At 55.4% G+C, this 14,641-nt stretch carries 12 protein-coding genes and 1 riboswitch; of the genes, 10 read left to right on the forward strand and 2 right to left on the reverse strand.

The annotated features are described in order from the left end of the window. Window positions 1–315 precede the first annotated feature (315 nt). From EBB_RS07685 to EBB_RS07730, 10 genes are all read left to right on the forward strand, one after another. Entirely contained in the window at window positions 316–834 is a 519-nt protein-coding gene (locus EBB_RS07685) for a sigma-70 family RNA polymerase sigma factor (RefSeq protein ID WP_192393166.1), read from the forward strand. Window positions 835–971: 137 nt separating this feature from the next. Next, window positions 972–2,123, forward strand: a complete 1,152-nt coding sequence (locus tag EBB_RS07690) for a FecR family protein (protein ID WP_192393167.1) — start codon at window positions 972–974, stop codon at window positions 2,121–2,123. 330 nt (window positions 2,124–2,453) lie between these two features. Next, the gene (locus EBB_RS07695; RefSeq protein ID WP_225587270.1) at window positions 2,454–4,988 is read left to right on the forward strand and encodes a TonB-dependent siderophore receptor; all 2,535 of its coding nucleotides are present in this window, start codon (window positions 2,454–2,456) and stop codon (window positions 4,986–4,988) included. 78 nt (window positions 4,989–5,066) lie between these two features. After that, window positions 5,067–5,145, forward strand: a riboswitch (cyclic di-GMP riboswitch). A 74-nt stretch (window positions 5,146–5,219) separates the two neighbouring features. Further along, complete coding sequence (locus tag EBB_RS07700; RefSeq protein ID WP_192393169.1) at window positions 5,220–6,008, forward strand: hypothetical protein; 789 nt, start codon at window positions 5,220–5,222, stop codon at window positions 6,006–6,008. 155 nt (window positions 6,009–6,163) lie between these two features. After that, a complete protein-coding gene (locus EBB_RS07705) occupies window positions 6,164–7,006 on the forward strand; it encodes a hypothetical protein (RefSeq protein WP_192393170.1) in 843 nt (280 codons plus the stop codon). Further along, complete coding sequence (locus EBB_RS07710; protein ID WP_192393171.1) at window positions 7,003–7,965, forward strand: hypothetical protein; 963 nt, start codon at window positions 7,003–7,005, stop codon at window positions 7,963–7,965. Before EBB_RS07705 ends, EBB_RS07710 begins: the two co-directional genes overlap by 4 nt. Continuing rightward, window positions 7,965–9,755, forward strand: a complete 1,791-nt coding sequence (locus EBB_RS07715; protein ID WP_192393172.1) for a hypothetical protein — start codon at window positions 7,965–7,967, stop codon at window positions 9,753–9,755. Before EBB_RS07710 ends, EBB_RS07715 begins: the two co-directional genes overlap by 1 nt. Before the next feature lie 117 nt (window positions 9,756–9,872). Next, window positions 9,873–10,454, forward strand: a complete 582-nt coding sequence (locus EBB_RS07720; RefSeq protein WP_192393173.1) for a cohesin domain-containing protein — start codon at window positions 9,873–9,875, stop codon at window positions 10,452–10,454. Window positions 10,455–10,612: 158 nt separating this feature from the next. Further along, complete coding sequence (locus EBB_RS07725) at window positions 10,613–11,608, forward strand: HNH endonuclease signature motif containing protein (RefSeq protein ID WP_192393174.1); 996 nt, start codon at window positions 10,613–10,615, stop codon at window positions 11,606–11,608. Window positions 11,609–11,873: 265 nt separating this feature from the next. Continuing rightward, window positions 11,874–12,080 (forward strand): hypothetical protein, encoded by a 207-nt coding sequence (locus tag EBB_RS07730; RefSeq protein ID WP_192393175.1) that lies wholly within the window; start codon window positions 11,874–11,876, stop codon window positions 12,078–12,080. Between the two features lie 21 nt (window positions 12,081–12,101). Here EBB_RS07730 and ubiH read toward each other — a convergent pair whose 3' ends face one another. After that, on the reverse strand, window positions 12,102–13,316 hold the full coding sequence (ubiH, locus tag EBB_RS07735; RefSeq protein WP_192393176.1) for a 2-octaprenyl-6-methoxyphenyl hydroxylase: 1,215 nt from the start codon (window positions 13,314–13,316) through the stop codon (window positions 12,102–12,104). Window positions 13,317–13,319: 3 nt separating this feature from the next. After that, window positions 13,320–14,627 (reverse strand): Xaa-Pro aminopeptidase, encoded by a 1,308-nt coding sequence (gene pepP / locus EBB_RS07740; RefSeq protein ID WP_192393177.1) that lies wholly within the window; start codon window positions 14,625–14,627, stop codon window positions 13,320–13,322. Between the last annotated feature and the right edge of the window lie 14 nt (window positions 14,628–14,641).

Genomic DNA, 14,641 nt, shown 5'->3' on the forward strand with positions numbered 1-14,641 from the left:
TCTGAGTGAATAAATACGTGGGTTGCGACGATTATACAGGCTTGGCGCGCGCTAAAAATCAAAGTCGCTGAGTCTGGCGGCGATTCTCGATAAAACTATGTTATCTGCCGGTCATGCCGAGCGTGATTTGCCACATTCCCGGTTGGCCTGCAACTGAAGGTGCTAATCAGGGAGGCACGCCGGGTGGGGCCTGCCGGCCATATTCGCCTTTGGTTCGATAATTGCAGACGCTCTGACGCGGCTGCACGGTAAGGCTTTGGTGGGGTGCCGGTCGGCTGCTGTTTTTGATTGAAGCTTTGGATATTTCCGATACGCATGAGTGCACAGCCAATGACCGATATTTCCGCGTTCTGGACCGAGTCCTTGGCTGATGAGTTATTGCGCTTTTTAACCGGGCGCTTGAAATGCCCGGACATTGCCGCCGAATTAACCCATGACACCTACCTGGGACTGCGGCAAATAGCCGAGAAAACGCCGCCGGATAATACGCGGGCCATGGCGTTTCGGATTGCGATCAATCTGACCATCGATCATCAGCGCAAAACCATGGTCAGGGACCGTTACGGTGCCGACGAAGATTTTGATGCGCTGGCTGAAACCATTCCCGGCAACGCCGCACCACCGGAACAGGTGTTGATCGGCCAACAACGTTTGGCCGCGTTGCAGCATGCGCTGGGCGAGTTGCCGCAAGCCTGTCGCACTGTGTTTTTACTGCATGGGGTCGATGGCCTGACCTACACCCAAATCGCCGAACGTTTGGGGATTTCCAAGTCCCAGGTCAATAAGCTGCTGGCCCAAGCCATGGCGCATTGCGCGCGGCAACTGGCCGATTAAACAAAAAGCCCGCATTATTTTTCCGCAACCCACTTCATACCGATGCCGTTGACTCCCGCCGCTTGCCCTTCTTGGTATGATCGCTTCCGCGCCTCGCACGTCTTTATCAATAACAGCCTTGCATAATGGGAGATTGCATGCCAGCGCCGTCCGATAAATCCGCTCACACCAGTCTGCAAGATCAGGCCATCGCCTGGTTGGTTTGTCTGCGAGACGACAGATTGAGCGATGCGGAACTCGAAGCGTTCGCCGATTGGTTGAGCCGCGACCCCTTGCATGCCGAGGCATTTACCGAGGCTGAGGCTTTGTTCAGCGATATGGTGTTGGTAGGCAGTTTGTCCTGCGCGAACGAATCGCCGCAACCCGCATCTCAACACGCGTCGGCGGAAAAAAATCGTGTCGCTAGCCGGATTAATTCGGCCAGCGGCAATGATCGCTCCGGCGCAGTGGGGACTCCGGCTCCTTTGCCGGATTCCCGGTTTTCCGGGAATGATGCTTACAGGGAATTCAAGAGCCAGGCCCATAAACCAGCCAGCCGCCTGTCGTCGGCCAGGCCGCGCCGTCCCTGGTTTACGGCCGGGCTGGCCGTCGCGGCGATGTGGCTGCTGGCGATGGGGCTGATCATGCCGCAACAAGCGCGCTTATTTAGCGATTATTTAAGCGACTACCGCACGCAAACCGGCGAAATTCGCGAGATTCAACTTAGCGACGGCAGCCGATTGCTGATGAACACCAATAGCGCGGTTTCGGTAGCGTTCACCGCCGCGGCCAAGCGTATCGTTTTGCATCACGGTCAGGTGCAGTTTACGGTGGCAAAGGATAGCCGCCGGCCCTTCGACGTCGTGGCGGACGATTTGACGGTCCGCGCCTTGGGTACCGTGTTTGACGTGTATAAAACCGCGGCCGGGCATACCGAGGTGACCGTCCAGGAGCATGCCGTAGCGGTCAGCGCGGCGGGTCGGGACAGCGACGTTACCGTCGCCCAGGGGCAGGGCTTGGTCTATCAACCCGGCCTGCCGCTGCCAGCCCTGCGGGCCGTGGGTGCAGAACAATCCGCTTGGCAGCAACATCGCCTAGTGATCAATGATAGACCTTTAGTCGAATTGATCAGCGAGTTGGAGCGTTATCGATACGGACGGATATTTCTGGCCGATACCGCACTTAAAAATCTGCGGGTAACCGGGGTGTTTTCTCTAGATACGCCCGATGAGGCGCTGTCCTCGGTGCGCAAAGCGCTGGCTTTGCAAGAAACCCACATCGGTCCCTGGTGGGTGCTGCTGCATCGCTGATTTTTTGGGTGCTGTAAGCCACTCCCTGCATCGCGCGCATGCCAAAAACGGTTTGGCCCATATTGCTCCAAAAATTCAGTCCACAGGCTCAAGACTTCAACTGTTGTCCCTCATTTACCCGCGTTCAAGCAAAAGCCGTCATTCCGCCGGAAACTTCCTCAGTCGCCCAGCGCATTCAGCGTGTGCGGATGACTGGCCGCCTGCGATTTTTTCATGCGGTTTTGATGGGATGGTGACGATTTTTTGCAAATCAGGAAATTTTTTGTGATCGATTTTTGTGCTGAAACGACTTCTATGTTGAGAAACATTATTTTTCGAACAGGACGGATCTTGAAAGCACGGATTAACGATTTTCGCTATCAGCTTGCAGTCGGCGTATGGCATCGGCCAGCCGTATATCTTTGCTATGCGCTGAACGGCAACCGTGTCGGCGTCGATACCTGGGTGTTGATCGGGCTGGTGGCGGCCGGCGGACAATTGAACAGCAGCCAGGCGGTCGCCGCGGAAGTGGTCCGCCACTTCAATATCGGCGGCCAGTCCTTAAATAACGCGTTGATTCAATTTGCCGCGCAAGCCGAGTTGGAATTGATTTTTTCAGCAGACCTGTTGCGTGAGCTCGCCAGTCCCGAGCTGCGCGGCGACATGTCGGCAGAGCAGGCATTGACACATTTGTTGCATGGCAGCGGTTTTACTTACCGTTTTATCGATACCGATACGGTGACCTTGGAGCGCAGCCCGGAGGCAACAGAGCTGTCTAACCTGCCACCGCCCGTTACCTTGGATGCCATGACCGTCGTGGGCTTGAAAACAGGGGAGGCCGGAGCGGAAATCGCCACCGAGCGGATGCTTGACGAGGCGCGGACCTATGCCGTCAGCCATATTGCCAGCGCTACTGGAACGGACACGCCAATCAAGCAAATTCCGCAGTCGGTGCATGCGCTTAAACGCCCTTTGTTAGACGATCAGCAAACCATCAATCTCAGCGAGTCGTTGCTCAACGTCAGTGGCGTGGTGCCGCGTAACGTTCTCTATAGCCCGGTGATCGAAGGTACCTTGATTCGTGGCTTTCGTTCCGAGCAACTGATAGACGGCTTTACCCAGTACTACAACCCCGGTGACCGGGAAAGCACGATCAATATCGACAGAATAGAGGTGCTGAAGGGTTCAAACGCCTTGCTTTACAGCGGCGGTTCAGGTTCGCCGGTGGGTGGGGTGGTGAATCTGCTTTCCAAATTGCCGCAGGCCAAAGCCTTCGGCGAAGCGGGTTTTAGAATCGGCAGCCACAGCTTTTATCAGCCGTTTTTCGATGTCAATCAACCGCTAAACGCCAATATTTTGTTGCGCATGACGGGTGAATATACCAACGCCAGACACGACATCGACATAATCGAAACTCAGCGTTTCAACCTTAATCCGGCCCTGACGCTGACCGATAACGAGCAAACCCGTTTGACGATCCAAGCCAAACTGTCGCGCTGGCAGCAGCCGGAGTATCAGGGTTTGCCCGCCACCGGCAGCATTGCCGGCGATTTTGCTACCCGGCCCGACCTGTTCGTGGGGCCGGACAATTTGCCCGATAGCCATTCGGATGCCGATGCGCTGTGGGCTACGCTGGACCGGCAGCTCACTGGGAGTTGGCGCGTAAATCTGAAGGCGCGCTATGCGCAGGCTAAATTCGACGAGAAAATTCAGACGCTGTTCGGTAGCGATGGCCTGATCGCGGACCGGCCCTTGCTGCCGGCATCGAACTGGGCCTTGGTGAACGCCGAATTGTTTCAACAACAGCATGAACGCAGCGTATTGGGCAATTTGCAGGGCAAATTTAAGCTGGGTCCCAGCGAAAACAATCTGCTGTTGGGCGCGGACTACAGCCGTTTGCAAGATGCCGGCTTTATCGAGGGCAATTTTGGCGCCTTGGGTTTGGGCGTCGGTACGGTCGATCTGCGGGCGCCGCTATTTGCCACCCCTTACGATGTGCCGGGGCCAGGCCAGGAAAATCAGTTCATCGAAAACATCACTTATGGCGCTTACCTGCAGTGGCAAAGTACGCTGTACCGGCGATTGCATTGGCTGTCCGGTCTTAGGTTGGGCAAGGTTGGTATCGATTTTAATAATGCGCAAACCGGGATACACGCTAAAACCGATACGCTGAAATGGCTGCCGCGACTCGGCGGCGTGATTGATCTGAACGACGAGGTTTCCTGGTTTGTTTCCTACAGCGAAGGCATGCGCGGCCAACCGTTTGTCAATTTCGTCGATACGCCGGCGCCGGAATTGTCGAATCATCTTGAAACCGGCCTGAAATTCAAAGTTAGCAACCAATTCAGCGGCCAACTGGCGCTGTACCAAATCGAGCGTAGCCAGGTGGCGGTCACCGACAGTAGCGATTTCCTGCGGCGTTCGGTCGCGGCCGGCCGGCAACGCTCGCGCGGCGTTGAAATGGATTTGCTCTGGCAACCGGTCGAGGGCTTCAGCGTGCTAGCGAACTATGCGCATACCGACGCCCGCTTCATGGACGACAAAGCCGGGGTGGCTGCCGGCAATCGTTTAGCCCAAGTCCCGGAAGATGCCGGGCGGCTCTGGGCGCATTACCGTTTTCAGCAGGACGCGCTGCAAGGCTTTAGCGTGGGTTTCGGCGTTTATGCTCGGGCCGGCGCGTATTTGTCCAATAACAATCGCTTCAAAACCGCCGGCTACCACAGCTTCGACGCGGCGTTGGCTTACGAAACCGGGCGCTTCAAATGGGCGGCCACGGTCAAGAATCTCAGCGATGAGGATTATTTTCAGCCCTACGGCTATTTCGAGGGCCGGGTGGCGCCGGCAGCCGGCCGCGCCGGGTTTCTGAGTTTTTCAATCAAGTACTGATGCCGTCGTTAACTATTTGCCACAGGAGTTTTTCAGGAGCACCTCACTCAGGGATTTAGAGTGATGTCGTAAGGACCGCGACAAACATGCCACATCCGCCGCGAGACGGAGCCGGAAAGCCACGGGTCTTGGAGATTAAGACAGCCGGGTTACCTGCAAGTCAAAGCCCTTAAATATTCGGCTTGGCGATTTGCAGATTAACTTTAACCGTAATTTATTAAGGAATAAAAAATGACAATCTTGCACTACAACCGCACTCAATTGCTAAGCGCCGGCTTGCTCGCCTTCAGCGCATTGACCGCCGTTTTGGCGCCTGCAACAGCCAGCGCTGCACAAGTTAGCGGCGATGCCACCATTACCATCAACAATGCCGCTTTTGCGGCGGCATCGGTCAATGTCGGCAGTGGGTATCCGAATGGCTGGATTGTCGCGAAACATTGGGGCGCCAGCGATAATTTACTGGGTATCACCGGTGCGACCGCTGGCGGAACCGCGCTATCGGCAAGCGCCAGCACAGCGATGTCATTTGCGGTTAACGCCAACACTACAACCAACAGCTATCCGGCTGCCGGTCCGTACGGCCGTACCGAACAAGCCACGACGATGGACGCCGGCAATACCTCGGTCGGTCAAATTGGTCTAAGCGGCGCCTGGTTGTTGACCAGCCAAGGCGGCAGCGGCATTTTGACGCCCTATGACTTTAGCCTGGTAAAAACTGCCGGCATCTGGAATATAAAAACCTTCGACACCGGTTTTGGTACTCAAAACTTCTTGAAGCTGACCAACGTCTCCGAGTCGCTGAGCAGCAATGGTGAATTACTACTAAGCGGCGACTTGCAATGGACCGGTTTGTGGGCCGGTTTGGTTGGCGCCAATACCAATGCCGTGGTCGGTACTTTTAGTCTGGCTCCCAGTACGGCGCCATCGGCGGTACCGGTGCCGGCGGCGGTCTGGATGTTCGGCAGCGGTCTGCTGGGCTTGCTGGGTACAAGTCGCAGAAAAGCCTTGGTCGCAGCTTAACTCACAAAGTGGGCTTGGGGCGGTCGCCAAGATTCGCTTCGGACCCGGACTTTCGGCAATAAATCCCTCTTCGTGCCCGCATGCCGCCGACTACGGCCGCTTGCGTATTCAGGCAGGGAGAGGGCTTATTCTGGCCATCCGCTGATAGGGATTTTATGAAGATCAACAAAAACTGTGGCTATCCCGCTTTGGTCGTGCGGGCGATGCTAGCCATCGGTCTGGGAATGGCCTCAGCAAGCGCTGAGGCCACGCTATTGAATGCGCCTTCCGGCGGTACGTTTACGATGAGTCTGGACCGCAATGCGCTGGCGCCTTACGCCGGCGGTTATTTTCTGTCGACGTTCTGGGGCGCGGCGGCATCAACTGCCGGCAATCCGGCCAATACCGGCGACCATTTGCTTAGCCAGCTCAACAGCACCGAGATTTCCGGGCTTAATCAGGTGTTCGAATTGACGGCTATCGGTAACGATCCTAGCCCGCAAGCTAGCCAGCGTCACGTTAAAGCCACATCAGCCGATTTTGCCATCGATACCATCACGCTGGCCGGCGTGGTCGGGGCGCAAGTGGGCATGACCGGCGTGCAGGGGTTTTATGCGCCGAACTGGCCGCCCAGCGGGGCCGGCTTGGTCAACGGCGATTTTTCGGTGCGTTACGATGCCGACCGGCAAACCTTGGGACGCACCGGCTGGTACCTAGCCAATAACATTTATTTCACGATGGCTGTGTACGACCTAAACAATCTAAGCCTGAATTTTACCGATGCCCAAAACTGGCAGCTGAGTGGCGATTTATTAATGTCGCCGGAAAACGCCGGCATGTTGCAAGGCGTGCAATTGATAGATGTCGGTAATTTCTGCTTGGGCACCGGCACCTATGCCGGTTGCGGACAGGTATCGGCGGTGCCGCTACCCGCTGCGGTCTGGCTATTCGCTAGCGGCTTATTGGGTTTTATCGGCATAGGCCGTAGGCCATATCTTTCAAGGAGTGTGACATTATGAAAATCAATAATCAGCTATCATCCGGCTGGCTGTTTGCCGCGACACTATTCATTTCCCTGGCTTCTTCATTCCCGCGCAGGCGGGAATCCACTACAGCCGCGCGGCAGCGACGCAATTTAGGCGCCGGGCTAATAGTAGCGGTTTGCGGTATTTTGCTGTCCGGCCATGTCCACGCCGCCACAGTCAGCGGCGGTGCGCTGGTCCTTAACCTAAACCGCGATGTATTAATCGCCAGCGTCGATGTGAATGACTATCCGGACACGCCCACCGCGGACTTTCCGATTTGCTGCCGGCCTTCTATTTATCTGGAGGAGTTTTACGACGCTTCGGCCGCATCGAAAACGTTTGTAGAGTTGCGGGACGGCAATACTCCGGATTTATACGATACGGTGGCCGATGAAATTCCGGCAACCGGATTGCAATTTAGCGTCAACGGGGTGAATCCGATAGTCAATCCGGGCGGGCGGCAGAACAGAAATACCACTTTCGCGTTCGAGCCCGGCAATTTGTTCGGCACTGCCAGCGGCAGTATCGGTCTGGGCGGCGTGATGCGTTTTCGAGTAGACGTCGATCCTCCGACCAATAGAGTGTTGTTGGGCGACATGAGCTTGGAATACGATCCGGCTCTTGAAGCGGCGACGCCGGGGCGTTCCGGTTGGGTGATTAACAATCACATCGGTTTCGATGCGGTCGGTTTTGAGTTGTTTGATGTCACCACCGCAATAGTCGGGAATACGTTAAGCCTCAACGGCAATCTGGGTTTAGGCTGGGGCTTCGATCATCTGGGGGCTCGCGACGCCCGCTTGCGTGATACGCGCATCGGTACTTTCAGCTTCCAAACCACCGTGGTGTCGGGAGAAACGCCGGCGGCCGTACCGGTGCCGATGACGGTATGGCTATTTGCCAGTGGCTTGGCTGGACTGGTTCTGAATGGTCGTTCTAAAAGAGAGATCGTCTGATGAAACAGGATGAAGTTGCAGGATTGACTCGGCCCCTAACTGCCGTTCGCCCCGAGCTTGGCGAATGGCGTACACCCTTTTTCCGTAACGTCAGGCTGGTAAAAATCGCGGCAGGCTTAGGACTCGGTTTGACATTGACGACAGCCGCGCAGGCAGGGCCTTCCCCGGTAATAAGCTTTGGACAGTATCGTAGTCATCAGGTCAATGTCGATGCCGGCGGGCAAAACATCGCCGGCGACAAAGGCAACGAGCCGACGCTGGCCTTGAATCCGCTAAATCCCGCCAATATTGTCGTGGGCTGGCGTAAGTTCGATTCACCGCCTACGGCCGTCAAACACGGCGGCTATGCTTACAGCTTTGACGGCGGTGTAAGTTGGGGTACCGGCATGCTGCCGGCCTTACCGCTGCAAACCCGCACCGACCCGGTGTTGGAGGTCGATGCCCTGGGCAATTTCTATTACCAGTCTTTGGCGGTATCGGATAGCACTTCGGTGTTTAAATCTGGCGACGGCGGCGTGACTTGGTCGGAACCCGTGTATCAGTTTAAAGGCGACAAGAATTGGCTGGCTATCGATAAAACCGGCGGTCCCAGCGACGGGCATATTTACAGCACCTGGCGGCGGCCGGCCGACAGCAACCCCGATCCAAATTATGTGCCCAAATATTTCATCCGTTCCACGGACGGCGGTGTCAGCTATCAAGAACCGGATGCGGCATTACCGGTAGCAAACTTTGGTTTTGGCCGGCTGGCTATTGGCGCGGAAGGCGAGGTCTATTTGTTTGGCGTGGATGAAACGATTTTGTCCGTCAATGCTTTAGGTATAGTGCGTAGCGGGCATTATTTCCTGAAGTCGGTTGATGCCAAAGACCCCAATGTTTCGCCTGGCTTTAGTGCGCAAAAAGTCGATATGGGCGGCCACAGCATGATGTTTTTGTCGCCGAGTTTGCAGTTGCCCAACCCCCTGGGCGGCGACGGCGATGTGCAAATTGCCGCCGATCAATCGGCCGGGCCGTTGCGCGGCAATATTTACTTGCTGGCGCATGTCACGCCCTACACTTGGCAAACCGGCGACGATCCGCAGGATATTCATTTCGTGCGCAGCAGTGATGGCGGCGCTACCTGGTCTGCACCGGTGCGGGTGAATGACGATCCGCCCGCGGCCCATGCTTACCAATGGTTCCCGATGCTGGGCGTGGCGGCCAATTCCCGCCTCGACGCGGTGTGGTACGACACCCGCAACGGCAGCGGCAGCGCGCCGTACCGCTATTCCCAGCTTTACTACGCCTACTCTTGGGACGGCGGCGTAACCTGGAGCAAAAACCAGGCGGTCACGCCGGTGTTCAATACCCATCTGCCGTATAACATTGTGAACGGCGAAGAGCGGCAAAGCGACAAAATGGGCGATTACACGCAGTTAGTCTCCGACCCCAACGGCGCGCACATCGCTTACACCGCCACCTACAACGGCGAACAGGATGTGTATTACCTGAATGTGTTTCCGGACTGTAACAACAATGCCAAATCGGATGTGCTGGATATTCAAAACCGGGTCAGCGGCGATACCAATTTGAATCATCTGCCTGACAGCTGTGAGAGCATCAGCATAAAAGGTGATCTTGACGGCGATCACGATGTCGATCAACTGGATTTGAACCTGGTCATTGCGGCGCGCAACAGACCGGCTACCGGCGTTGATGATCCCCGCGATCTGGATAAAAACGGCGTGATCAATGCGTTGGATGTGCGCAAGCTGACTTTGCTGTGTACGCGGTCGCGCTGTGCGGTGTAACCAGACCGGTGCCAATCGGTCAGCAATCGATACCCTCAGCTGATTATACGAACCGAAAATATATCGTCATTCCCGCGAATGCGGGAATCCAGGATGCCGAATATAGGATTAACAACGATGATTAACCAACTCAAAGCCGGTCTGGCCGGCATAGCTTTATACGCGGCCAGCGGCGTTGCCGATGCTGCCCTTGATTTACGTTTTGCGCCGCTTAGCCAAACCGCCGATGCCGTTGAAATCGGTTTAAACATTTCCGGTTTGGGCGACGATGCGTTAGCAACCTATGATTTTAATATTCAGTTCGACCCAACACATTTGGCCTTCGCCGGCGTGGCTTTCCGCGACCCGCTGTTGGGTGACGAACTGGATGTGTTTGACTTGGGTGGAAACAGTGTCGCCGCCGAGTTGCTGGCTCCGGGTGTGCTGAACCTATTCGAGTCGTCCTTGGACGATGCGGCGGATTTACAAACCCTGCAAGCCGATAACTTTACGCTGGCGATCATCCGCTTCAATGTGCTGAGCGGTGGTAGCAGTGAGCTTGATTTACTGATTAACGGATTGGCGGATGCTGGGGGTAACGCCTTGTCGGCAAACGCAGCGCCGCTTAATATCAACACAGTGGCCGCCGTGCCGTTACCGGGGATGGTTTGGCCGCTGATTGGTGGATTTTGGGTGGTTTTGAGGGGGCGTAAGGTTTAGTCAATGTAGCCGGGAGAAGCAAAGCGTAATTCAGAGTGCAACTTTGGGAATAATCCGAATTTCGTTGCGCTTGATTGGGTCTAGTTGCTAAGCATGTGTTCGGGTTATATTCGGAAACTTTATAATCATTTGTTAAGCATCTTAAGTAAAATTCGAATATGGCGAAAAAGAAAAAGCGAATCGAAATCCCTCCTGAGGTCGCAGCGCAGGTTTTGTTCAGCTCAGACCGCACGTGCTGCGTCTGCAGGACAAAGGGCAAGCCTGTGCAGATTCACCACATAGACGATAATCCATCGCACAATGTCGAACAAAACCTGTCGGTGTTGTGTTTTGATTGCCATCGGGAAACTCAGATTCGTGGAGGTTTTGATCGAAAGCTCGATGCCAATCAAGTTATTCTCTACAGAAACGATTGGATAAGAACCATTGCCGCGAGCAGAGCGACATCTGAAGTAAATCGTGAACTCGATCAAGATGGTGATGCCCTTGACATAGAACTCATTACCAGCATCGCGGAAATCTACCGAGAGAATGAGCAATTCGAACTCCTTGCAGTTCATTACAACGCAATAGGTAATGTAGAGTTACGTGACAAGTATGTTGAGCTCGCGCTCAATGATGCCCCCTCAGATGATTCAATCTTCTATCTGCGAGCCACAATTCAGGGACGACCTGACCTCATTCCCCAGTCAGTCGTAGATCGTCATCTCGCAACTTACGTTGATAGAGAAAATGCTGAACAGCACGCGCGCGCACTATTTGCTATTGAGCGCCGCCTTGATGCTGCGGTTGAGTATATAAGAGGAGTTAATCAGTCTTTGCAGGAAGGAAATTGGTTCTCCGCTGCATACTACCTACGCGAGTTTAATGAAGGACAACTGGTTGATGAGCTCCTAATTGCGGCATACCGGAAGGCATCTGACGAGGGAAGCCTCTGGTGGCAAGTTCGAGCATTGCAGGAGCTTGGCTGGGAGTCAGAACTCAAGGAGCTTATCCTCAGCAAGAAAGAGGACATCACTTCTTCAAAAGATGTTCTGCTATTGGAACTGCTTGCCGAGTCAGAAGGAGATATTGATAAAGCTAGAGCCTTTCGCAAGGAAATGGCTAGAAATTTAATGAGTTGGCAGGCTGAGGAAGAGGACAAAGATGCCTAACCTCGCGTTCGGCGGGACTGCCGCGAAGCAGCCCTGTAGGTCAGGGTGCGCGTCAGCGTTCCCTGGCATATCCAAAGCTGGTATTGCAATGTCACATAACCGCTTACGCGGCAACTGGACCTACGGCTACGATTCGCACGAAACTCGAAAGCCGCAACCCAGTTGGCATCAAGCGTGAAATTTTGTTCCGGGAGGTTTAAATCAGTTTCATACGGCTGTTGCACCTAGCAGGTGCCATTTTTGCGGTCTCTTTGGGCGTCGGCTTATGGAAGTATTGGACATCAATCTGCAACGAAGCGTGTGCGCCGGGGCGGTCGGTAATGATGATTTTGCTGAGCTTCCTGCTGCCGGCCGCGGCATATTGGATGCTGCTGGTCTGGACGGCGGCACGGCCCAGGCCTGTTGCCCGCGTTATTGCCGCTGTTTTGACGTTAGCCAGTCTGATGGCGGCGATTTGGCTAAGCTTGTTTGACTGAGACTGTGCGGTTCCGGTTTATTCCCGATCACCCAACTTAGGCAATCTATCCGCTAAACCCATCGCATGCCGCGTCAGTAGTTTTTTCGCAAACGGCAGGTGATCCAGCATGGTCAAGCCGGCGTTGCGGACCGCGGCCAGCGGCAGATTGTCGTTGGAGAACAGCTTCACCACGCTATTGGTAAAGCCTATGGTTTTGCCATGATCTTGTTGGCGTTGCCGGCTGTAGTTCTTCAGCAGGCGGGCATCGCCCAAATCGCCATCGCGCTCGTGTTGGTCTATCAGCATTTCCGCCAATAAGGCCACATCGCGTATCCCCAGGTTAAAACCTTGGCCGGCGACCGGATGCAGTTGATGCACGGCGTTGCCGATGATGACGGTGCGGCCGGAGACCATGCTTTCCGCGCGGATCAGGCTTAACGGAAAGGCCCGGCGCGGCGCGGCCAGTTTCAGTTCGCCCAATCGATAACCGAAGCAGTTTTGCAGCTCGGCGAGAAACTCCCGGTCGCTGACGTTGATCAGGGTTTCGGCTTGCTCGTGAGTGCGGGTCCAGACCACCGCCGATTGTTTACCCGCTACCGGCAGCAAGGCCAACGGGCCGAATTCGGTGAAGCGTTCGAAGGCGATGTTGCGATGTGGTAGCGCCGATTGCACGGTGGTGACCAGCGCGGTTTGGCCGTATTCGGTGATTTGCTGCGGAATTTCCAACAATTTACGCACCGTGGAGTTGCCGCCGTCGGCGCCGACCAGTAACTGGGCGTTGACGTTTAAGGAACTGCCGTCGTGCTGTTTCAAGCTGACATTGACCGCGTCGCGGCCTGACATTAAACCGGCGACTCGGGTTTGATACAGACAAACGGTGTCGGTTTTTTCCACCAGATCGGCCATGTGTTGTTCGATGTCGCGGGCGACAATCACATAACCCAGCGCTTCCACGCCCTGATCCTCAGCCGCCAGCCGGGTTTTACCAAAATGGCCGCGGTCCGAGACGTGAATGTGTTTGATGGCGGTGGCTTTGTCCGCAACGCCGCGCCAAGCACCTAAATCATTGAGCAGTTCCACCGTGCCGGCCGCCAAGGCCAGCGCGCGGTCGCCGGCGGGGGAGTGACGCAGTTGCTCGCGGCTATTGGCTTCGACCAAGGCTATCTTCAAGCCGCTGTTTTTCAGCGCCAGGGCCAGACAATTCCCGGCTAGGCCGGCGCCGACAATGATTAGGTCGAAATCGTGTTGCATGGTTTAGCCTGCCATCAGCGCTTCGATGTCGGCCACGGTTTTGGGCACGCCATGCGTGAGAATTTCATGGCCGTCTTTGGTGACCAACACATCGTCTTCGATGCGAATGCCGATGCCGCGCCATTGCTTGTCCACCGTCTCGCAGTCGGCTGGGACGTACAGGCCGGGTTCCACGGTTAATACCATGCCCGGTTCCAGCAAACGCCATTCGTCCTTGATTTTGTAATCGCCGACATCATGCACGTCCATGCCTAGCCAGTGGCCGATGCGGTGCATGTAAAACTGTTTGTACTTTTCGTCTTCGATCAGTTTTTTGACTTTGCCTTTTAACAAGCCCAGTTCGATTAGGCCTTTGGTGAGGGTTTCTACCGAGGCGTCGTGGGCTTTGTTCCAGGGATTGCCGGGTTTGATTTCAGCCAGCGCGGCGGCTTGGGCATCCAGCACCAATTGATAAAGTTGTCTTTGCGGCTCGCTGAATTTGCCGGAAACCGGAAAGGTGCGGGTGATGTCGGCGGCGTAGTGGTCGCATTCCACGCCGGCGTCGATCAGCAGCAAATCGCCTTTGTTGAGTTTGTCTTTGTTTTCGACGTAATGCAGCGTACAGGCGTTTTTGCCTCCGGCGACGATGGAAGGGTAGGCCACCGCGCGCAGGCCATCCTGAATAAATTCGTGGATCAACTCGGCTTCGATTTGATATTCGTACAAACCGGGTTTGCAGGCTTGCATGGCGCGGATATGGGCTTTGGCTGACACTTCGCCGGCGCGGCGCATCAATTTCAATTCTTCGGCGCTTTTGAATAAGCGCATTTCGTGGACGATATGCTCCAGTGACACCAATTCTCCTGGTGCGGTGACGCCGGAACGGGATTGCTTGCGGATGTGGTTGATCCACTCCAGCAGTTTGTGGTCCAGGTCGCTGTCCTTACCCATCGGGTAGAACACCTTGCTTTTGTTTTCCAGCATGCCGGGCAGGATGTCGTCCAGATCGTCAATCGGGAACGAATCGTCGGCTTCATAGTGTTTGGTGGCGCCTTCCAGGCCGGCGTGTGCGCCTTCCCACTGGGCTTTTTTCTCGTCGAACTCGCGGCAGAACAGAATGTATTCGCCTTGCTCGCGGCCGGGGATGAATACGGCCATCGATTCGGCTTCGTTAAAGCCGGTCAGATAATAAAAGTCGCTGTCTTGACGGAATGGGTAGTGGACGTCGCGGTTGCGGGTGCGCTGCGGGGCGCTGGCAATGATGGCGATGTTGCCTTTGCCGATTTGCTTCATCAGGCTGGCGCGGCGTTTTTTGAATTCGCTTTGTTTCATGGTCGATCTACTTG

Origin of the sequence: Methylomonas fluvii, from assembly GCF_014850975.1 — a bacterium.
GTDB lineage: Bacteria > Pseudomonadota > Gammaproteobacteria > Methylococcales > Methylomonadaceae > Methylomonas > Methylomonas fluvii.